Origin of the sequence: Aeromonas sp. S9(2024), assembly GCF_041403185.1 — a bacterium.
Lineage (GTDB): Bacteria > Pseudomonadota > Gammaproteobacteria > Enterobacterales > Aeromonadaceae > Aeromonas > Aeromonas enteropelogenes.
The window spans coordinates 192,897-214,550 of record NZ_JBGLRE010000007.1; the positions used below are offsets into that span (position 1 = coordinate 192,897).

Below are 21,654 nucleotides of genomic sequence, written 5' to 3' on the forward strand. Positions count from 1 at the left end.
GGTAGCGATGTGTCATCGTTACCTGTGTAACCCGACTCTTGGTCTAGTGCAGCGTCTGCCTGGGCAGGCCTGACAGCTTGTGGCGTGGTTTTTTATGTTTCTTTTCCGGTTGGATCTCTCCCGTACTAGATTGCGCATCGGCAGCACGCTGCTGGCGTTCTCCCTCCCTCTGTTGGTCGGTGGCTGGATCGTTCACAGCAACTATCTGTATGATCTTAAAGCCGATTCCCGAGCTTCGGCACACAAGGCCATTACCTTGATGGAAGAGGTGCTGGATCGTGCGGAACAGGTCAACCGGGAAGTGCTGCCGTTTGTAGCGGCCCCCTGTGAACGTAATTTGCTGATCTTGCGCAAGAAAGTAGCTGTGGAGCCCTTCCTGCGCTCGGTCAACCTGGTCAATGATGGAGTGATCAGCTGTACCTCGTTGTTCGGGGCTGTCAGCGAAGTCGATGATGGCTCCCGTTATCTCGATAGCAAGTTGCTGCTGATGCGCGGCAACAAGGTAAGGCAGAACCACCCCCTGCTGGTGGTGCGCACCGAACAGGGCAGGGATGCCGCTCTCAGCGCCGTCGACAGCTCATTGCTCAGTTTCATGCTCTCCCTTGGAGACAAGCCCGACGTCCTGTTTCTGCAGGTGGGCTCGGCCAGCATCGACGAGTCTGGCCGCTATCTGGACCATGCCCCCAGGCTGGAGCGCAGTACCAGCCTCAGGCTCTCCTCCGACCGCTACCCCTTTGCCATCTACGCAGGCTACAGCATTCCCCACTACTGGCAGTCACTCTGGGAGGCGCGTCAGCTGGCGTTGTTGTCACTGGCCGCCAGCGCCTTGTTGCTTGCCTGGCTGGTATGGTGGGTGCTGGGCCGCCCGGGTTCCCCCAATGACGAGCTGAAACGGGCCCTGCGTGCCAGGGAATTCGTCCCCTATCTGCAACTGCAGGTGGCCAGTGACGACGGCAGCATGATGGGAGGGGAGGTGCTGATGCGCTGGCACCATGCCACCGAGGGAGTGATCAGGCCCGATCTCTTCATTCCCCAGGCGGAGGAATCCGGCCTTATCGTGCCCATGACCAGCCAGATGATGAGAAGCGTGGCGAACCAGTTGGGGCGGATACAGACGCAGCTGCCGGATGGTTTTCATATCAGTTTCAACATCAGTGCGGCCCACTGCCACGACTTTTCCCTGCTCAGCGAATGCCGCACTTTTCTCGATCACTTTGCCCCCGGCAAGGTGGTGATGGTGCTGGAGCTGACCGAGCGGGAGCTGCTGGTGGCGGATAACCAGACGCTCTCCCTGTTCCAGCAGCTGGATCAGATGGGGGTCAGGCTGGCGATCGACGACTTTGGCACAGGCCACTCCAGCCTGCGTTACCTGCAGCAGTTTCATGTGGATTATCTCAAGATAGATCAGTCATTTATCCGCAGGATAGGCACAGAATCCCTCTCCCAGCACATAGTCGACAACGTGATCGATCTGGCGAGCCGTCTAGGCCTCGCCCTGGTGGCGGAAGGGGTCGAGACAGAGCAGCAGGCCGCCTATCTCAGGAGCAAGGGAGTCCAGTTTCTGCAGGGATTCCTCTACTCCCACCCCATGCCGTTGCCGCAATTTTGCGAAGAGCTGCAGTCAGGGGATATCCCCGCCAGCTCGCCTGTTCCTGCACGGGAAAAGCGCAGCGTGAACGCCAGTTAAAGGGCTCTGGCAAGCGGAGAGTGGGCTGGCTGTTTTGGCTCCGCTCTGGTCAAACTTTGTTCGCGTTAGGCCTGAGTTCAGCATCGCCTGTTATGTTGGGTCGCCATGTTCGCTGTATGGTGCCCTTATGTCGATGACGTTGCCCAACCTGGATTTCTCCCGTCCCTGGCTACGCCTTGGTTGTACCCTGCTGCTGTTCGGACTGCCTTTCTCCCTGGGTCTCTGGATGTTGTACAACAGCCATATACAGACCCTGGAACGCCAGTCCGAGGAGTCCGCCAAACAGGCGGTCTCCCTGATGGAAACCATGCTGTCCCATGCGGAAGAAGCCAATCAGGCTATCCTGCCCTTCCTCGGCAAGTCGTGCGAACGGGCCCTGTTTGCCCTGCGCCAACAGGTAGCGCTGGTACCCTTCGTGCGCACCGTCAATCTGGCGGGGGAGGAGGAGGCCTACTGCAACTCCCTGTTTGGCCCCATCCGCTGGCCCGATCGGCAGGAAAATTACATCGACGGGCGCCTGCGTCTGGTGTCGGGGAGCCAGGTGCGTGCCGATCACCCCTTGCTGATCCTGCGGGACAACAAGGAGCAAGGGGCGGCGGTCAGCACCATAGATGGCGACTACCTGCGCTTCATGCTGGTGATCAGCGGTCGCCCCTGCAAGTTGCTCCTTCACGTGGGGAGCCAGTGGCTGGATGACGAGGGGGTGCTGAGCGACAAGGAGGTGGCCCTGCCCACCCTGGCCAGTCACGAGACCCCTTCCGCCCGCTATCCGCTCTCCATCTATGCGGGACATGAAATCTCATCGCTCTGGCTCTCCCTGTGGCAGGAGAAGCGCTGGGGGGCCCTGCTGCTGGCAGGCATCTCCCTGACTTTTGCCCTGCTGATCTGGTGGTTGCTGGGACGGCCCCGCTCACCCGTCAGCGAGCTGGAACGCGCCCTGCGCAACAAGGAGTTCGTGCCCTACCTGCAACCCCTGGTGGCGTCGGATGGCGAGCGGGTGATGGGGGCCGAGGTACTGATGCGCTGGCAGCATCCGACGGCCGGGCTGATCCGCCCCGATCTCTTCATCCCCCAGGCGGAGGCGAGTGGCCTCATAGTGCCGATGACAACCCTGATCATGGAAGAGGTGGCCCGGGAGCTGGGCATGGAGCGCCAGCAGGTGCCCCACGGATTTCACATCAGCTTCAACATCAGTGCGGCCCACTGCCGCGAGGCCGGGTTGCTCGCCGAGTGTCGCCGCTTCCTCGCTCATTTCGCGCCGGGCCAGGTGGTGCTGGTGCTGGAGCTGACCGAGCGGGAGCTGCTGGTGGCCGATCCCCAGACCCTGTCGCTGTTCAGACGGCTCAACGAGCTGGGGGTCAGGCTGGCCATCGATGACTTCGGCACCGGCCACTCCAGCCTGCGTTATCTGCAGCAGTTCCAGGTGGACTACCTCAAGATCGACAAGTCCTTTATCAGCCGGATCGGGACCGAGTCCCTCTCCGAGCACATAGTCGACAACGTGATCGACCTGGGTTCCCGCCTCGGCCTCTCCCTGGTGGCCGAGGGGGTAGAACATCCGGCGCAGGCGCAATACCTCAAGACCAAAGGGGTGACCTATCAGCAGGGATACCTGTTTGGCCGGCCGATCCCCCTTGGGCAGTTCAGGGCGGAGCTGAACCAGAACGCTGCCAATCCCCGGTCGGTACCGGCCGTCGCTTGTTGAGGGCATCGGCAATTCGCGCCCAAATAAAAATCCGGCCCCGTAGAGGGGCCGGATTTTTTTATCAGCGTGCCAGTGGGTCGCAAAACCCGGCGGCAGGCGGCAATCAGTAGTCGCCGCTTGCCCGCTTGGCTGCGGTGATCATCGGGGTGATGGTCATGCCCTGCACCACGATGGAGAACATCACCACCGAGTAGGTCATCACCAGGATGACCTGGCGCAGGTCGACGCCGTGCTCCGGGAGCATCATGACGCCGGACGGCAGTGCCAGGGCCATCGCCATGGCCAGACCGCCGCGCAGGCCGCCCCAGGTGAGGATCCGCACCGAGAAGGTGTTATAGGTACGGAAACGGCGGAAGGCCACATAGGGCAGGGAGACGCTGATGAAGCGGGCAGCCAGGCAGAGCGGCACCGCGATGACCAGCAGGATCCAGTCACGCCAGGCGAGATCCAGCAGCACCAGCGCCAGACCGATCAGCAGGAACAGCAGGGCGTTGAGGAACTGGTCCATCAACTCCCAGAAGTGATCCAGGTGATGGCGGCTCTGCTCGGAGAAGCCGGAGTGGCGGGTCCAGTTGCCGATCATGATGCCGGTCACCACCATGGCCAGAGCGCCGGAGACACCGATCATGTTGGCAAAGGCGAAGCCGGCGGTCGGGATGCAGAGGGTCAGCAGCAGCTCCAGAGAGCCGTCATCGGTGGCGCTGATCATCACGTGGGCGATGACCCCCAGCACGGCACCGAACAGGATGCCACCCAGGGCTTCATGCAGGAACAGACCCGCCACGCTGCCGAAGGTGGGCTCGACGCCGCCAAATGCCACGGCAAACACGGTGGCGAAGATGACGAGGCCGACACCGTCATTGAACAGGGACTCCCCCTCGATCTGGATGGAGATCTGGGGCGGCGCCTTCATCTTCTTGACGATGGCCAGCACGGCGATGGGGTCGGTGGGGGAGATCAGGGCACCGAACAGCATGCAGTAGACCAGTGGCACATCCCAGCCCAGCAGCTTGGCGATGAACCAGAAGCCGTAGCCGATGAGGAAGGTGGAGAGCAGGGTCGCGACTATGGCCAGAATGGTGATCTCCCACTTCTGGCTGCGCAGCGCCTTGAGGTTGATGCCAAGACCTCCGGCGAACAGCAGGAAGCCCAGGATCCCCTTGAGCAGGAAATTCTGGAAGTCGATGCTTTTCATGGTCTCGACGGCAAGGGGTTCCAGGTTGAACCAACCCAGTTTACCGAACAGCACCATCAGCGCGGAGATCAGCATGGAGCCGGCGGTGATGGCGATGGTGGTCTGGATCTTCACGACATACTGGTTGGCAAAGGCGATAAATATCGCCAACGCTGCCAGGAAGCAGAGTGTGTAGTAGACGCTCATAGTTATTTTTTCTCGTTTGTAAACAGCAAGCACGTATCCCTGTCGGGACGCCCATAGGGTACTCCCGGGTCATATGTTACTCATTACCCACAAGTGAGTATATGAAGGCCATTTTGGACTGATAGACGGCTAGATTTCCATTTTCCAGGTTTACTGTTAGGATGCTGCTTACGCAGTTGCATGGATGTAAGAGGAAAGCGCCGTGGCGAAGAGTGGGCAAAGTAGGGATCCGAACCAGAAGTCGGACATAACAAAGAAACTGGAAACCTGCCTCAAGGAGCGGATCCTGATCATCGACGGGGCCATGGGCACCATGATCCAGGGGTACAAGCTCGGCGAGGCGGACTATAGAGGTGAGCGTTTCGCCGACTGGCACACCGACATCAAGGGCAACAACGACCTGCTGGTGCTGACCCGTCCCGCCGTCATTCGCGAGATACACGAGCAGTATTGCGCCGCCGGGGCCGATATCCTCGAAACCAATACCTTCAACGCCACCCGTATCGCCATGGCCGACTACGAGATGGAAGATCTCTCGGGCGAGATCAACCGGGAGGCGGCCCGGCTGGCCCGCGCCGTAGCCGACGAGTGGACCACCAAAGAGCCCCACAAGCCGCGCTTCGTGGCAGGCGTCCTGGGGCCGACCAACCGCACCGCCTCCATTTCGCCGGACGTGAACGACCCCGGCAAGCGCAATGTCACCTATGACCAGCTGGTGGCCGCCTATACCGAATCGACCCACGCCCTCATTGAGGGCGGCGCCGACATCATCCTCATCGAGACCATCTTCGATACCCTCAACGCCAAGGCGGCCGCCTTCGCGGTGGACCTGGTGTTCGAGGAGCTGGGCTACAGCCTGCCGGTGATGATCTCCGGCACCATCACGGACGCCTCCGGCCGCACCCTCTCCGGCCAGACTACCGAAGCCTTCTACCACTCGCTGCGTCACGTCAAACCTGTCTCCTTCGGTCTCAACTGTGCGCTGGGCCCGGACGAGCTGCGCCAGTACGTGGAGGAGCTCTCCCGCATCAGCGAAACCTTCGTGAGCGCCCACCCCAACGCCGGTCTGCCGAACGCCTTCGGTGAGTACGACCTCGACGCCGCCGAGATGGCGGGCCATATCCGCGAGTGGGCCCAAAGCGGTTTTCTCAACCTGGTGGGCGGCTGCTGCGGCACTACTCCGGCCCATATCCGTGCCATGAGCGACGCCGTGGCGGGCATCAAGCCGCGGGTCCTGCCGGATCTGCCGGTGGCCTGCCGGTTGTCGGGCCTCGAGCCCCTCATCATCACCCCCGAATCCATGTTCGTGAACGTGGGTGAGCGCACCAACGTCACCGGCTCGGCCAAGTTCAAGCGCTTGATAAAAGAGGGGCTCTACGACGAGGCCCTGGACGTCGCCAAGCAGCAGGTGGAGAACGGCGCCCAGATCATCGACATCAACATGGACGAGGGGATGCTGGACGCCGAGGCGGCCATGGTGCGCTTCTTGAACCTGATCGCCGGTGAACCGGACATCGCCCGGGTGCCCGTGATGATCGACTCCTCCAAGTGGGAGGTGCTGGAGGCCGGCCTCAAGTGCGTGCAGGGCAAGCCGGTGGTCAACTCCATCTCCATGAAGGAGGGGGTGGACAAGTTCATCGAGCAGGCGAAGCTGCTGCGCCGCTATGGCGCCGCCGTCATCGTGATGGCGTTCGACGAGGTGGGGCAGGCCGATACCCGCGCCCGCAAGTTCGAGATCTGCCAGCGCGCCTACCGCATCCTGGTGGATCAGGTGGGCTTCCCGCCGGAAGACATCATCTTCGACCCCAACATCTTCGCGGTGGCGACCGGCATCGACGAGCACAACAACTACGCGGTGGACTTCATCGACGCGGTGAAGGACATCAAGGAGAACCTGCCTCACGCCATGATCTCCGGCGGCGTCTCCAACGTCTCCTTCTCGTTTAGGGGCAACGAGCCGGTGCGCGAGGCCATCCACGCCGTCTTCCTCTACCACGCCATCAGGAACGGCATGGACATGGGGATCGTCAACGCCGGCCAGCTCGCCATCTATGAAGACATCCCGGCCGAGCTCAAAGAGAAGGTCGAGGCGGTGGTGCTGAACCTCAACGACAACGCGACCGAAGAGCTGCTGGCCATCGCCGAGAAGTACCGCGGCGCCGGCGCCCAGGCGGAAGATCCGCGGGAGCAGGAGTGGCGCAGCTGGCCGGTGGGCAAGCGGCTGGAACACGCTTTGGTCAAGGGCATCACCGATTTCATCGAGGAGGATACCGAGGAGGCGCGCGCCGGGGCCGAGCGGCCGCTGCACGTCATCGAGGGGCCGCTGATGGACGGCATGAACGTAGTCGGCGATCTGTTCGGCGCCGGCAAGATGTTCCTGCCCCAGGTGGTGAAGTCGGCCCGGGTGATGAAGCGGGCGGTGGCCTACCTGCAGCCCTATATCGAGGCTGAAAAATCGGGCGGCTCCAGCAACGGCAAAATCGTGCTGGCCACCGTGAAGGGGGACGTGCACGACATCGGCAAGAACATCGTCGGCGTGGTGCTGCAGTGCAACAACTTCGAGATAGTTGACCTCGGGGTCATGGTGCCTTGCGAGACCATCCTCAAGACGGCCCGGGAAGTGAACGCCGACATTATCGGATTGTCGGGCCTCATCACCCCGTCCCTAGACGAGATGGTGCACGTGGCGAAGGAGATGGAGCGCCAGGGCTTCAAGCTGCCGCTGCTCATCGGTGGCGCCACCACCTCCAAGGCCCACACCGCGGTGAAGATAGAACAGAACTACTCCGAGCCCGTGGTCTATGTCTCCAACGCCTCCCGCGCGGTAGGGGTGGCCCAGAGCCTGTTGAGCGAGGATCTCAAGCCCGCCTTCGTGGCTCGCATCGACAAGGAGTACGAGATCGCCCGCGAGCAGCACGCCCGCAAGCAGCCGCGCTCGCGCCCCATCACGCTGGCGGAGGCTCGCGCCAACCGTCATCAGCTGGACTGGGTGGGGTATGAGCCGCCGGCGCCCCGGGAGCCTGGCGTGCAGAAGTTCGAAAACGTGCCCATTTCGGTGCTGCGCCCCTACATCGACTGGACGCCGTTCTTCCTGAGCTGGGAGCTGGCGGGCAAGTTCCCCCGCATCCTGGAAGACGAGGTAGTGGGGGAGGAGGCAACGCGCCTCTTTGCCGACGCCAACGCCATGCTGGATCAGCTGGAGAAGGAGCAGAGCGTGCGCTGTGCCGGCATCGTCGGCCTGTTCCCGGCCAACGCCGTGGGGGACAGCATTGAGGTCTACACCGACGAGTCGCGCACTGAAGTGAAAAAAGTGCTGCACCACCTGCGCCAGCAGAGCGAGAAGCAGGGTTTCCCCAACTACTGTCTGGCGGACTATGTGGCCCCGAAAGAGAGCGGCAAGCCGGACTGGATCGGCGCCTTCGCGGTGACCGGCGGCATCGGCGAGGAGGCCATCGCCAAGGCCTACAAGGCGGAGCACGACGACTACAACGCCATCCTCATTCAGGCGGTGTGCGACCGTCTGGCCGAAGCCTTTGCCGAATACCTGCACGAGCAGGTGCGCAAGCGGCACTGGGGCTATGCCCCGGACGAGGCGCTCTCCAACGAGGAGCTGATCCGCGAGAACTACCGCGGCATCCGCCCGGCGCCCGGTTACCCGGCCTGCCCGGAGCACACCGAGAAGGGGAGCATCTGGGAGCTGCTGGACGTGGAGCAGGCCATCGGCATGCAGCTCACCGAGTCCTACGCCATGTGGCCGGGGGCGGCGGTGTCGGGCTGGTACTTCTCCCACCCCGACAGCAAATACTTCGCGGTGGCCCAGATCCAGCGGGATCAGGTGGAGGACTACGCCGTGCGCAAGGGGATGACACTGGAGGAGGCCCAGCGCTGGCTGGCCCCCAATATCGGCTAAGAGTGAAAGGCCGGATGAAATCCGGCTGATCGTCAGGCAAAAAACGGCGGCATGCTCGGGCTGGTGGACCAGCCAGCCCGAAGCCGTCGTTTTCCATGGTCGCGGCGAGGAGCTCTGTGTGCGGTTTGTCTTGTTGTCAGGAGAAACAATTGGCGTTGTCTTGGCGCTGTGGCACCTTATACTCTCCCGCCCCATCCTGCCCAGGCACTGCCTTCTAGCGGAATTGTCATGAAGATCGCCATTTTATCCCGTGAGCCGAAAAACTACTCCACCCGCCGTCTGGTCGAGGTGGCACAGGCCCGTGGTCACCAGGTCGAGGTGCTCGACACCCTGCGTTGTTACATGAACATCGCCTCCCACAACCCCTCCATTCACTACGAGGGGGGTGAGCTGGAGAGTTATGACGCCGTGATCCCGCGGATTGGGGCCAGCATCACCGCCTATGGCACCGCCGTGCTGCGCCAGTTCGAGATGATGAACACTCTGGCCCTCAACAGTTCGGTGGCCATCAGCCGCTCCCGCGACAAGCTGCGTGCCATGCAACTGCTGTCGCGCCACGGGGTCGGCCTGCCGGTAACCGGCTATGCCCACAGTACCCATGACGTGCCGGACCTCATCACCATGGTGGGCGGTGCCCCCCTGGTGGTGAAGCTGCTGGAGGGCACCCAGGGGATCGGCGTGGTGCTGTGCGAGACCCAGAAGGCCGCCGAGAGCGTGATCGAGGCCTTTATCCAGACCAACAACAACATCCTGGTGCAGGAGTATATCCGCGAGGCCAACGGCGCCGACATCCGCTGCCTGGTGGTCAACGGCAAGGTGGTGGCGGCCATGCGCCGTCAGGCCCAGCCCGGGGAGTTTCGCTCCAACCTGCACCGGGGCGGCACCGCAGAGGCGATCAAGATCACCCCGGAGGAGCGGGCTACCGCGGTGCAGGCCGCCAAGATCATGGGGCTGGATGTGGCTGGCGTAGACATACTGCGCTCTGCCCGCGGGCCGCTGGTGCTGGAGGTGAACTCTTCCCCCGGTTTGCAAGGGGTGGAGGCCGCCTCCGGCAAGGATGTGGCAGGCAAGATCATCGAGTTTCTCGAGCTCAAGGGTAGCCGCAAGCACAAGCCTGCCGAGTAAGGGGCGGTGAGTGACAAGCTGCATCAGGCAGCATAAAGAGAAGGCGCCCTCGGGCGCCTTCTTGTTTCATGGGCTCATCGCCAGCCGGGCGCTGAAGATACCCTCTGCCAGCCGGGTCTCTATCTGCCAGCCCAGCTTCTCGCAGATGCGCTGGATGATGGTGAGGCCGCAGCCGTAGCCGAGGATCTGATCCGGCGCCGCCGCCGTCGGGTTGCTGATGGTGAGCACCTGCCCGCGCAGCTCGATCTCGATATGGCCTTCGGCGTAGCTGAGGGCGTTTTTCAAGAGGTTGCCAAGTGCAATAGCGAGCAGGGAGAGGGGAGCGTTTACTTCGCTTGCCTCGTCCAGTTCAAGCCGGATATCGAGGGACTCCCGCTGCAGCAAGGGGGCAAGGCGGGCCAGCTCCCGGCGGATCAGCGGTGCCACCTGCTGTGGCGGCCGCTCCACCTCTTCTTTGCGCCCCAGCAGCAGGAAGGTTTCGGTGAGCAGGGCCATCTCGTCGGCGGCGGCACGAATGCGGACGGTGGCGCGGGCCGCCGGGGCTGGCAGATCGGTCACCTTGCCGAGCAGGGCGGCGGAACCCTGGATCACCATGTTAGGGGTGCGCAGCTCGTGGCTGGCGAAGCGGCTGAACTCCTGCTCGCGGGCAAATACGGCGCTTACCTCCTGCTTGCCGGTCAGCAGGGCCCGTTCTATGTCCCGCAGCTCCTGCCAGGGTGCATCGGGCACGAAGTCCGCCTGATCCGGGGTGAGGTGGGCGACCCGCTGCTGCAACCGCTGCAACGGTCCAGTAATGTGGCGTACCAGCCAGATGCCAAACCCGATGAAGGCGAGCAGAAGCGCCAGCCCGATCAGCCGGGTGGCAAGATGCAGTTTGTCTTCGTAAGGATCCAGATAGTCGTCGGCGTCGTCGTTGAACACCAGATAGAGGAGCCCCTTGCCAGAGGGGTGGCGCGCCACCAGAAAGTGCTTGTCCTCCTCGCCCAGCTGATGCTCGAAAAAGCCGGGGGTCTGGTAGGGCCTGAGCCAGACCGGCAGGCGGCCAGCCTCGGTCCAGTAGCTGGAGAACTGGCGCGGGCTCGGCGCCGGCGCCGCCATGCCGAGGCGCAGCCAGTCATCGCCGTAGCGGGTTACCTCAGCCTCCAGCCAGTGGCGCAGGCTCAGCTCCTCCATCTTGTCCTCGGCCACCAGCATCAGGCCCGAGATCAGCATCAGCAGCACCAGGCCGGCGCCGCCAAGGGCCACCACCAGGCGACGGCGCAGGCTCGGCAGGCTCATGGGGTCACCAGCCGGTAGCCCTGGCCGTGCAGGGTCTCCAGCATGGGGGTGGGAAAGGGCTTGTCGAGGGCGTTGCGCAGGGCATAGATGTGGCTGCGCAGGGCGTCGGAGTCCGGCTCCTCATCCCCCCAGACGGTGTCCAGCACCTCCTGGCGGCTGACGATGGCAGGGGCGCGGCGAGCCAGCAGGGTGAGGATCCGGAACGGGATCTTGCCCAGCTTGAGTTCGACCCCGGCCCGGGTGGCGCGGCCGCTGGCGGCATCGACGGTCAGCTCGCCCACGCTGATGGCTCCCACGTCTCCGCGCGGCCCCCGCAGGCTGAGGGCCTGCAGGCGCACCTCCAGCTCCTCCATGGCGAACGGCTTGACCAGATAGTCATCACCCCCCGCCTTGAAGCCGGCCAGCTTGTCCTCCAGGCTGTCGCGGGCGGTGAGAAACAGCACCGGGGTGGCAATGCCCTGCTCGCGCAGGCGGGCCACTGCGCTCAGGCCGTCCAGGCGCGGCATCATGACATCCATGATGATGACGTCGAAGCGCTGCTCCGCCAGCAACTGCAGGGCGGCCTGGCCGTGATAGGCGCAATCCAGCCGGTGGCCCGCCAGCTCCAGATAATCCATGATGGTTTCCGCTACCTGAGGATTGTCTTCCACAACCAAAATCTTCATGCTTTGCTCTCCTGGTCAGCGACCTTTTCACGGTCTTTTCACACCGGATACGGCATCCTGTGTGCCAGTGTAACCCCGAGGATCCCCGATGAAGAAACCTATCTGTGCCCTGCTGTTGTTGCTCATGCTGCCATTTGGCATGGCACATGCCGCCGATTTCAAGCTGACCGGCCGCACCACCTGGCAGCTGGGGCAGCTGATGGTCAATGGTCTGCCGTTTGTGATCGACGATCAGACCCGCTTCAAGGATTGGCTCAACGAAGACGATCTGGGGGGCACTTGGGTCGATCTGGAAGGGGTGGTGCTGGACGGCGTGCGCTACGTGCGGGAAGTGGAAGCTATCGACGAAGCGGACGAGATGGAGCTGGAAGGGCCGGTCGAGCGGGGGCGGATCTGGGGTTACACCACCTCGGACAACAGCCTGGCTCCGTTCGAAGGGCGCTGGCTTGAGCTGGAGTGCAAATTCGACGGCATGCGCCTGAGCCGCTGCCGCCAGGACGACTGACTCGCCAGCGGAAAATCTCCCCATCCCGGCCCATAGTTAAGGCTCCTCCTGCACTTGACCATGGGCCGCCACATGAAACCCGCCATCCTTCTTCTCCTCTCTCTGCCCTTTTATACCCAGGCTACCGAGCGCGAACTCTGGCTGGTAGAACTGGAACACAATGACGGCCTGCGCCTGCAGTTTCAGGGGGCGGAGCTCGAGCTGGGCAGCGCCCGGCTGGAGGGTATTCGGCAGTTATCTGATTTGAGGCCCGGTATGCGTCTCGCCATCTGGAGCCGTGATGGGGTGGCCGAGCAGATTGCTCTGGTGCCGCCCCGGCAGCCAGATGGCTGGCGACGGGCGCAGGCACCCCTGATCGCACAAGGTGCCGGAACGCTCTCGATGGCGGGGCTGGGGGAGGTGGCGTTTGACCATCATACCCGCTGGCTCAACGGGGGGCCCGGTGACCTGCAACCCGGACGCGAGCTGGTGCTGACCCGGGATGAGGCGGGGCGATTACAGGAGATCCTGGTCGTCAATCCGGAAGATGAAATCACGGAATAAAACCGGGAAATATCTGTTCTCTGTTTTATCCAATAAGTCAGGATATTTAAGAATATATAAAATTGTTAGATTTTATTTCATTTAAAGAGGATTGCTTATAAGTATTTGATCATTAAAGTGATAGCTCTAATTTAAACGTTTTCGCCACATTGAAATCATGAAATTAAATATTCCTGCTTGAGTCTAAATAACCTCGGCTGATATGGTGGCCTGGCGTGCTGCTTATTAATAAAAATAACCCTATCATTCGTGTGTTCTCAAAAAATAAGGGGTTGCTATGAAAGCACTCAAAATAACAGGCTTGTCATTAATCATTTCCGCCACGCTGGCCGCCCAGGCCAATGCTGCAGAGCCCATCTATCCTGACCAGCTGCGGTTATTCTCTCTTGGGGAAGATGTCTGCGGTACTGATTATCGTCCAATTAACCGGGAAGAAGCACAGAGTATCCGGAATAATATTGTGGCCATGATGGGGCAGTGGCAAATCAGTGGGTTGGCCAATAACTGGGTTATTCTTGGGCCAGGTTATAACGGTGAAATAAAACCGGGTAAAGCATCGACAACCTGGTGTTATCCCACTCGTCCCGCCACGGCAGAAATACCTGTATTGCCCGCCTTCAATATTCCTGACGGCGATGCGGTGGATGTGCAATGGCGTATGGTTCACGACAGCGCCAATTTCATCAAGCCGGTGAGTTATCTGGCCCACTATCTGGGCTATGCCTGGGTCGGAGGCGATCACAGCCAGTTTGTCGGGGATGACATGGACGTGATCCAGGAGGGGGACGACTGGGTGCTGCGTGGCAACGACGGCGGGAAATGCGACGGCTATCGCTGCAACGAGAAGAGCAGCATCCGGGTCAGCAACTTCGCCTATACCCTGGATCCGGGCAGCTTCAGCCACGGCGACGTGACCCAGTCAGAGCGTACCCTGGTCCACACAGTGGTGGGTTGGGCGACCAACATCAGCGACACGCCTCAGTCCGGTTACGACGTGACCCTGAACTACACCACCATGAGCAACTGGTCCAAGACCAACACCTATGGCCTGAGCGAGAAGGTCTCGACCAAGAACAAGTTCAAGTGGCCGCTGGTGGGGGAAACCGAGGTCTCCATCGAGATTGCCGCGAACCAGTCCTGGGCCTCCCAGAACGGAGGGGCCGTCACCACGGCGTTGTCCCAGTCGGTACGTCCGGTCGTGCCCGCCCGCTCCCGGGTACCGGTGAAGATCGAGCTCTACAAGGCGAACATCTCCTATCCCTATGAGTTCAAAGCGGATATGAGCTATGACCTGACCTTCAACGGCTTTCTGCGCTGGGGTGGCAATGCCTGGCATACCCATCCCGAGGATCGTCCGACCCTGAGTCACACCTTCGCCATCGGTCCGTTCAAGGACAAGGCGAGCAGCATCCGTTACCAGTGGGACAAGCGCTACCTCCCTGGCGAGATGAAGTGGTGGGACTGGAACTGGGCCATCCAGCAAAACGGCCTCGCCACCATGCAGGACAGCCTGGCCAGGGTACTGCGCCCGGTTCGCGCCAGCATCACGGGTGACTTCCGCGCCGAGAGCCAGTTCGCCGGCAATATCGAGATCGGCACCCCGGTGCCGCTTGGCAGCGACTGCAAGGTACGCCGTACCCGCAGCGTGGACGGTGCCAATACCGGGCTCAAGCTGGACATCCCGCTGGATGCCCAGGAGCTTGCCGAGCTGGGCTTCGAGAATGTCACGCTCTCGGTGACTCCGGCTCGCAATTAAACAAGCACACGCAACGTAACGACCAGACCGGGCCCAGTGCCCGGTCTTTCTTTTGCACTGGTCGGGCGTGTTAATGGGTTGTACTTTGCAAAACCCCACTTATACTGGCGCCATCTTGTCGGAGTGCTGACCGTCGAACGACGCTAAGCTGAGACCGTTAATTCGGGATCCGTGGAACCTGATCAGGTTAAGACCTGCGAAGGGAAACAAGGGTAACTTGCGGGTTACCGCGCCGGGGAAGGAGCATCTTCCCGCCAGCCAGAGGCAGACCGCCTCTGGCCGCTACAGGCGCACAGGGGTAGGCTGTCCCGCCGGGCCGTCAGGGCCACGGATCTGCTGCACAGGGCAGAGGGATGACAGGGCTGGACTGGGAAGAAAAACCCCATCGCCCACTCCCCCGCTAGAGCACCCCGCCGCAAGTTCATCTTCTCCTCGAACTCCAGACAAGCAAACACCCATAACTTCAACCAGTTAATGTGAGTTTTGCTATGTCTACCAATGTATCTGATACCGCCAAATCCAGCCGCCGCGAGCAGCGCTCCAGCGCCCAGACCTTTATCGACAACCTCAAGGGGATGGCTCACCCCAATTCCCGCCGCATCTTTATTGAAGGTTCCCGCCCCGACATCCGGGTGCCCCTGCGGGAGATCCAGCTGGCCGACACCTTCGTCGGCGGCACCAAGGAGGATCCCCGGTTCGAGCCCAACGAGCCGGTGCCGGTTTACGACACCTCGGGCCTCTATGGGGAAGAGGCTGCCCCCATCGACGTGCGCCGTGGCTTGCCGCGCCTGCGTGAAAACTGGGTGCTGGAGCGCGCTGACACCGAGGCGCTGGAGGGCCTGAGCTCCGTCTTCACCCAGGAGCGCCTGGCCGACGAAGGGCTGGATCACCTGCGCTTCGAGCATTTGCCCAGCGCTCGCCGCGCCAAGCTGGGCCGCCGGGTGACCCAGCTGCACTATGCCCGCGCCGGCATCGTCACCCCCGAGATGGAATTTATCGCCCTGCGCGAGAACATGGGCCGCGAGCGGGTGCGCTCCGAGCTGCTGCGCACCCAGCACCCGGGCCAGGGCTTTGGCGCCAAGCTGCCCGAGAACATCACCCCCGAGTTCGTGCGCGATGAGGTGGCTGCCGGCCGCGCCATCATCCCCTGCAACATCAACCACCCGGAAGCCGAGCCCATGATCATCGGCCGCAACTTCCTGGTGAAGATCAACGCCAACATCGGTAACTCGGCGGTCACTTCCAGCATCGAAGAGGAAGTGGAGAAGCTGGTGTGGTCCACCCGCTGGGGCGCTGACACCGTGATGGATCTCTCCACCGGTCGCTATATCCACGAGACCCGCGAGTGGATCCTGCGCAACAGCCCTGTGCCCATCGGGACAGTGCCCATCTACCAGGCGCTGGAGAAGACGGGCGGCATCGCCGAGGATCTCACCTGGGAGTTGTTCCGTGACACCCTGCTGGAGCAGGCCGAGCAGGGGGTGGACTACTTCACCATCCACGCCGGCGTCTTGCTGCGCTTCGTGCCCATGACCGCCAAGCGCCTCACCGGCATCGTCTCCCGTGGCGGCAGCATCATGGCCAAATGGTGCCTCTCCCATCACAAGGAGAACTTCCTCTACGAGCACTTCCGCGAGATCTGCGAGATCTGCGCCGCCTACGACGTCAGTCTGTCGCTGGGTGACGGCCTGCGTCCGGGCTCCGTCTATGACGCCAACGACGAGGCCCAGTTCGCCGAGCTGCGCACCCTGGGCGAGCTCACCAGGATCGCCTGGGAGTACGACGTGCAGGTGATGATCGAGGGCCCCGGCCACGTGCCCATGCACATGATCGAGCGCAACATGACCGAGCAGCTGGAACACTGCCACGAAGCGCCCTTCTACACCCTGGGCCCGCTCACCACCGACATTGCGCCGGGTTACGATCACTTCACCTCCGGCATAGGTGCGGCGCTCATCGGCTGGTACGGTTGCGCCATGCTCTGCTACGTGACTCCCAAGGAGCACCTGGGCCTGCCGAACAAGGAAGACGTCAAGCAGGGGCTGATCACCTACAAGATCGCCGCCCACGCTGCGGATCTGGCCAAGGGCCACCCGGGCGCCCAGATCCGCGACAACGCCATGTCCAAGGCTCGTTTCGAGTTTCGCTGGGAGGATCAGTTCAACCTGGCCCTGGATCCCGACACCGCCCGCGCCTATCACGACGAGACCCTGCCCCAGGAGTCCGGCAAGGTGGCCCACTTCTGCTCCATGTGCGGGCCCAAGTTCTGCTCCATGAAGATCACCCAGGACGTGCGCGACTACGCCGCCAAGCTGGAAGCCGTAGAGATCAAGATGGTCGGCATGGATGGCCAGCAGGAGCGGGTCGTGGCCGAGGTGGAGAGCGGCATGGCCCGCATGGCCGAGACCTTCAAGGAGACCGGCGGCGAGATCTACCACCAGGCGGCGACCCTGAGGCAGGCCGCAGGGGAGGAGGCGTGAGCAGCGAGCGCGGGGCTGTCAGCCCCGCCGACCTGTCCGCGGTGACGCAGGCCCGTCCCGTGGTCTGGACCATAGCGGGATCCGACTCCGGCGGCGGGGCCGGCATTCAGGCCGACTTGCACACGATGCACGACCTCGGCGTGCACGGCTGCTCCGTCATCTCCGCCATCACCGCCCAGAACTCGGTGGCGGTGAAGATGGTCGACCCCGTGCTGATGCAGACCTTCACCGCCCAGATCGATGCCCTGGGGCTGGATCTGCCACCGGCTGCCATCAAGATAGGTCTGCTGCCGACCCGGCTGCACGTGGAGGTGCTGGCCCGCAGGTTGTCGACCGTCGATGCTCCCTTCGTGGTCTACGACCCGGTGGCTATCGCCAGCACTGGCACCCCCATGGCAGAGCCCGGCATGCTGGCGGCGGTGCGCGAGCACCTGCTGCCGCGCCTCTCCTTGATTACCCCCAACGGCCCCGAGCTGGAAGCCCTGACCGGTCTGCCAGTCAGCAGCCCCGAGCTGGTGCGCCTCGCAGCACGGCGACTGCGCGAACTCGGCGCCCGCGCCGTGCTGGTCAAGGGGGGCCACCTTGAGTGGAGCGGGGATCTCTGCCTCGACTACTACCAGGATGAGACCCGCGAATTCTGGCTGGCAGCGCCGCGCCTCGATACCCGCCACGGCCACGGCACCGGCTGCTGCTACGCCAGCGCCATCGCCGCCGTGGTGGCGCAGGACTACCCGGTGGAAGACGCCATCACCCTGGCGCGCGCCTACCTGCAACAAGGCTTGGCGGCGGCGCAGGGGGTGGGGGCAGGCCCCGGCCCCATCGCCCATCTGGGCTGGCCGACCAGCCTCGCCCACTTCCCCCGCGCCGTGCTGGCGGGGTCAGCCCTGGATCGCCGCTTCGGCCTGTATGAAGCAAGCAGCGCTCGCCTGCCGCAGGGCCCCTTCGCCGCGACCGAACATAGCCTCGGCCTCTATCCGGTGGTGGATTCGGTCAAGTGGCTCAAGCGCCTGCTGGGGGCCGGGGTCAAGACGATCCAGCTGCGCATCAAGGACCTGCCCGCCGCCCAGGTGGCGCCGGCCATTGCTGAGGCGGTCGCGCTCGGTCGCCGCCATGGGGCGCGGCTCTTTATCAACGACTACTGGCAGCAGGCCATCGAGGCGGGCGCCTGGGGCGTGCACCTGGGGCAGGAGGACATGGAGACTGCGGATCTCGCCGCCATTCAGGCCGCCGGGCTGCGCCTTGGCATCTCCACCCACGGTTACTTCGAGCTGATGCGTGCCCGCGAGCTGGCCCCCTCCTATATCGCACTCGGCCATATCTTCCCGACCAACACCAAGGCGATGCCTTCGCGCCCGCAGGGGCTGGCGCGGCTGCACCGCTACCGCGCCCTGATGGCGGAGTGGCCCACGGTGGCCATCGGCGGCATCAGCGAGGAGCGGGTGGCGGCGGTCAAGGCGAGCGGGGTCGGCAGCATTGCGCTGGTCTCGGCCATCACGGCGAGCGACGACTGGCAGGGGGCGACCGAGCGGCTGCTGGCTGCCGTGGGGGCGGGGGATGAGCCACGCTCGGTCAGCGTGATACGGGAGGCAGAACATGCTCTCTGATGCCGTGTCTCTCAGTGACGAAGAGTATTTGCGCTACGGTCGCCAGCTGATGCTGGGGGAGATCGGCGAAGCCGGTCAGGCGCAGCTGAAAGGCAAATCTGTGTTGATCGTGGGCCTCGGTGGGCTCGGCTCGCCGCTCGCCCTCTATCTGGCCGGTGCCGGGGTTGGCACCCTCTGGCTCGCCGATGGCGATACGGTGGATTCCAGCAACCTGCCGCGCCAGATCCTGTTCGATAGCGGGGCGGTCAACCACTCCAAGGCGGAGCTGGCCCGCGAGCGCTTGGCCGCCCACAACCCGCTGGTGGAGCTGATCGCCATCAACCAGCGGCTCGATGTTGCCAGCCTGCCGGAGTTTGTGGCCGAGGTAGATCTGGTGATCGACTGCTGCGACAACCTGGCCACCCGCCAGGCCATCAACGCCGCCTGCGTGGCCCAGGGCAAGCCCTGGATCTGTGCCGCCGCTGTGGGCTGGCAGGGGCAGCTGATGGCGCGCACCAGCAGCGATCACGCCTGCTACGCCTGCCTCTATCCGCAGGATACCAAGGTGAGTCAGAGCTGCGAGACCAGCGGCGTCACCGGCCCGCTGGTGGGGGTGATGGGCTCTTTGCAGGCGCTGGAAGCACTGAAACTGCTGCTCGGGATGCCGAGCCCGGTGGTGGGCACATTGCGCCGTTTCGATGCGCTGACCCATCGGTGGCAGACCCTCACCCTGACCCCCGATCCCGATTGCCCGGTTTGCGGGCAGCGCCGATGCCCGACACACGATAAGGAGATCACCCCATGACCCTCACCATTCGACTCAACGATAAAGCCCAGCCGCTGGCGGCAGGGCAGAGCGTGGCCGACCTGCTGGCCGCCCAGGGCGTCCATCCCCAGGGGGTGGCGGTGGCCCTTAACGGCGCCGTGCTGCCCCGTGGCCGCTGGGCCGAAACCCGTCTCAACGACGGGGACGAACTCCACCTCTTTACTGCCATTGCAGGGGGCTGACATGCTGACCATTGCCGATCACACCTTCTCTTCGCGCCTTTTCACCGGCACCGGCAAGTTTGCCCGCCCGGATCTGATGGCTGCCGCCATCGAGGCGAGTGGCTCCCAGCTGGTCACCATGGCCATCAAGCGCCTCGAACCGGGCAAGACCCACGACGATATCCTCAGCCCCTTGCTGCAACTCGGGGTCAAGCTCTTGCCCAACACCTCCGGCGCCAAGACCGCCGCCGAGGCGGTGTTTGCCGCCCACCTGGCCCGTGAGGCGCTGGGGACGCACTGGCTCAAGCTCGAGATCCACCCCGATCCGCGCTATCTGCTGCCCGATCCCATCGAGACGCTCAAAGCCGCCGAGCAGCTGGTCAAAGAGGGCTTTGTGGTGCTGCCCTATTGCGGTGCCGATCCCGTGCTCTGCAAACGGCTGGAAGAGGTGGGCTGCGCCGCCGTGATGCCGCTGGGCGCGCCCATCGGCTCCAATCAGGGGCTGGTGACCCGGGAGTTTCTCTCCATCATCGTCGAGCAGGCCAATGTGCCCGTGGTGGTGGATGCGGGGATCGGTGCGCCGAGCCACGCGGCCGCCGCCTTTGAGCTCGGCGCCGACGCCGTGCTGGTCAACACCGCCATCGCGGTGAGCGGCGACCCGGTCGCCATGGGCCGCGCCTTTGCTTTGGCCTGTGAGGCAGGACGTAGCGCCTATAAGGCGGGTCTGGGGGCGCGCGGCGTGCAGGCCCAGGCCTCCAGCCCGCTCACCGATTTTCTGGGGGCCCTATGAGCGTGCACTTCGACCCCATCGAGGGCGTGAGTTTTCTCGATAGATGGCAGGCGCTGGAGTGGGACGACGTGGGGATGCAGGTACGCGCCAAGACCGCCGCAGACGTGGAGCGCGCCCTGAGCGCCCCGCGCCGCACCCTGAGCGATTTTATGGCGCTGATCTCGCCAGCCGCCGAGGCGTTTTTGCCGCAGATGGCGGCCGAAGCCGAGCGGCTGACCCGCCAGCGCTTTGGCAACACTATCGGCTTCTATGTGCCGCTGTATCTGTCGAACCTGTGCGCCAACGACTGCACCTACTGCGGCTTCTCCATGAGCAACCGCCTGAAGCGCAAGACCCTGAGCCTGGAGGAGATCGAGCGCGAGTGCCTCGCCATCAAGGCGCGTGGCTTCGACAGCGTGCTGCTGGTGACCGGCGAGCACGAGACCAAGGTGGGGCTCGGCTATTTCCGCGAGGTGATGCCCATCATCCGCCGCCACTTCAGCACGGTGGGGATGGAGGTGCAGCCCCTCTCGCAAGCCGAATACGCCGAGCTCAAGACCCTCGGCCTCGATTCGGTCATGGTCTATCAGGAGACCTACCACGCCCCCACCTACGCCCGCCACCACCTGCGCGGCAACAAGCAGGACATCGCATGGCGACTCGCCACGCCGGACCGACTGGGCCGTGCCGGCATCGACAAGATAGGGCTGGGGGCGCTGATCGGCCTCTCCTCGGACTGGCGTGCCGACAGCTATTTTGTCGCCGAGCATCTTGCCTGGCTTGAGCGCCACCACTGGCAGAGCCGCTATTCGCTTTCGTTCCCGCGCCTGCGTCCCTGCACCGGGGGGTTGGAGCCGGAGGTTGTGATGTCGGATCGCCAGCTGGCGCAGCTTGTCTGCGCCTGGCGCCTCTTCTCGCCGACCCTGGACTTGTCCCTCTCGACCCGCGAATCACCGGCGTTTCGCAACGGCGCGGTGCGCCTTGGCATCACCCAGATGTCGGCCGAGTCGCGCACCCAGCCGGGGGGCTATGCGGACGGCGGTGAGGAGGAGTTGGAGCAGTTCGCCATCCACGACGACAGGCCGGTGGGGGAAGTGGCCGCCGCCGTGCGCCAGGCGGGGTTGCAGCCGGTGTTCAAGGACTGGGAACCCTTTCTGGGCCGATAGGGGCGGAGTTCAGCCAAACTCCGTGCCTGTGGCGAGCAGGCACGGCTGCGCCGTGCAATCGTAGGGTCGATTAGCCGTCAGGCGTAATCGTCCGTTCTGTGTTGGGGTGAGAGT

At 63.5% G+C, this 21,654-nt stretch carries 16 protein-coding genes and 1 riboswitch; of the genes, 13 read left to right on the plus strand and 3 right to left on the minus strand.

Features of this window, described 5'->3' with window-relative positions:
- Positions 1–94 precede the first annotated feature (94 nt).
- Both ACB028_RS13415 and ACB028_RS13420 read left to right on the plus strand, forming a co-directional pair.
- Entirely contained in the window at positions 95–1,687 is a 1,593-nt protein-coding gene (locus ACB028_RS13415) for an EAL domain-containing protein (protein WP_371144486.1), read from the plus strand.
- Positions 1,688–1,814: 127 nt separating this feature from the next.
- Positions 1,815–3,392: an EAL domain-containing protein gene (locus ACB028_RS13420; RefSeq protein WP_216993578.1), complete on the plus strand. Its 1,578-nt coding sequence runs from the start codon at positions 1,815–1,817 to the stop codon at positions 3,390–3,392.
- Between the two features lie 103 nt (positions 3,393–3,495).
- Here the strand turns inward: ACB028_RS13420 and ACB028_RS13425 are convergent, their stop codons facing one another.
- Positions 3,496–4,773, minus strand: coding sequence for a sodium:proton antiporter (locus tag ACB028_RS13425; protein WP_026456942.1), 1,278 nt, complete (start codon positions 4,771–4,773; stop codon positions 3,496–3,498).
- 202 nt (positions 4,774–4,975) lie between these two features.
- Here ACB028_RS13425 and metH point away from each other — a divergent pair, with 202 nt between their 5' ends.
- Positions 4,976–8,683: a methionine synthase gene (gene metH / locus ACB028_RS13430; protein WP_371144487.1), complete on the plus strand. Its 3,708-nt coding sequence runs from the start codon at positions 4,976–4,978 to the stop codon at positions 8,681–8,683.
- Between the two features lie 228 nt (positions 8,684–8,911).
- Complete coding sequence (gene rimK / locus ACB028_RS13435; RefSeq protein ID WP_042025107.1) at positions 8,912–9,808, plus strand: 30S ribosomal protein S6--L-glutamate ligase; 897 nt, start codon at positions 8,912–8,914, stop codon at positions 9,806–9,808.
- A gap of 66 nt (positions 9,809–9,874) precedes the next feature.
- Here the strand turns inward: rimK and ACB028_RS13440 are convergent, their stop codons facing one another.
- Complete coding sequence (locus ACB028_RS13440; RefSeq protein WP_371144488.1) at positions 9,875–11,086, minus strand: sensor histidine kinase; 1,212 nt, start codon at positions 11,084–11,086, stop codon at positions 9,875–9,877.
- Positions 11,083–11,751: a response regulator transcription factor gene (locus ACB028_RS13445; RefSeq protein ID WP_026458199.1), complete on the minus strand. Its 669-nt coding sequence runs from the start codon at positions 11,749–11,751 to the stop codon at positions 11,083–11,085. The genes ACB028_RS13440 and ACB028_RS13445 overlap by 4 nt, the downstream gene beginning before the upstream one ends.
- A gap of 88 nt (positions 11,752–11,839) precedes the next feature.
- Here ACB028_RS13445 and ACB028_RS13450 point away from each other — a divergent pair, with 88 nt between their 5' ends.
- The 9 genes from ACB028_RS13450 to thiH all read left to right on the plus strand — a co-directional run bounded on the left by ACB028_RS13450 (position 11,840) and on the right by thiH (position 21,540).
- Positions 11,840–12,256: a hypothetical protein gene (locus ACB028_RS13450; protein ID WP_216993581.1), complete on the plus strand. Its 417-nt coding sequence runs from the start codon at positions 11,840–11,842 to the stop codon at positions 12,254–12,256.
- Between the two features lie 72 nt (positions 12,257–12,328).
- Positions 12,329–12,799, plus strand: a complete 471-nt coding sequence (locus ACB028_RS13455; protein ID WP_371144489.1) for a hypothetical protein — start codon at positions 12,329–12,331, stop codon at positions 12,797–12,799.
- A gap of 277 nt (positions 12,800–13,076) precedes the next feature.
- On the plus strand, positions 13,077–14,555 hold the full coding sequence (locus ACB028_RS13460) for an aerolysin family beta-barrel pore-forming toxin (RefSeq protein ID WP_371144490.1): 1,479 nt from the start codon (positions 13,077–13,079) through the stop codon (positions 14,553–14,555).
- 109 nt (positions 14,556–14,664) lie between these two features.
- Positions 14,665–14,778, plus strand: a riboswitch (TPP riboswitch).
- A 265-nt stretch (positions 14,779–15,043) separates the two neighbouring features.
- Positions 15,044–17,035, plus strand: coding sequence for a phosphomethylpyrimidine synthase ThiC (thiC, locus tag ACB028_RS13465; protein WP_371144491.1), 1,992 nt, complete (start codon positions 15,044–15,046; stop codon positions 17,033–17,035).
- Positions 17,032–18,639: a thiamine phosphate synthase gene (thiE, locus tag ACB028_RS13470; protein ID WP_371144492.1), complete on the plus strand. Its 1,608-nt coding sequence runs from the start codon at positions 17,032–17,034 to the stop codon at positions 18,637–18,639. Before thiC ends, thiE begins: the two co-directional genes overlap by 4 nt.
- Entirely contained in the window at positions 18,629–19,423 is a 795-nt protein-coding gene (locus tag ACB028_RS13475) for a ThiF family adenylyltransferase (protein ID WP_371144493.1), read from the plus strand. Before thiE ends, ACB028_RS13475 begins: the two co-directional genes overlap by 11 nt.
- A complete protein-coding gene (gene thiS / locus ACB028_RS13480; RefSeq protein ID WP_139409386.1) occupies positions 19,420–19,626 on the plus strand; it encodes a sulfur carrier protein ThiS in 207 nt (68 codons plus the stop codon). Before ACB028_RS13475 ends, thiS begins: the two co-directional genes overlap by 4 nt.
- Before the next feature lies 1 nt (position 19,627).
- Positions 19,628–20,395 carry a thiazole synthase gene (locus ACB028_RS13485; RefSeq protein ID WP_371144494.1) on the plus strand — a complete coding sequence of 256 codons (768 nt, stop codon included), beginning with the start codon at positions 19,628–19,630 and terminating at the stop codon, positions 20,393–20,395.
- Positions 20,392–21,540, plus strand: a complete 1,149-nt coding sequence (gene thiH / locus ACB028_RS13490) for a 2-iminoacetate synthase ThiH (protein ID WP_371144495.1) — start codon at positions 20,392–20,394, stop codon at positions 21,538–21,540. Before ACB028_RS13485 ends, thiH begins: the two co-directional genes overlap by 4 nt.
- Positions 21,541–21,654 lie beyond the last annotated feature (114 nt).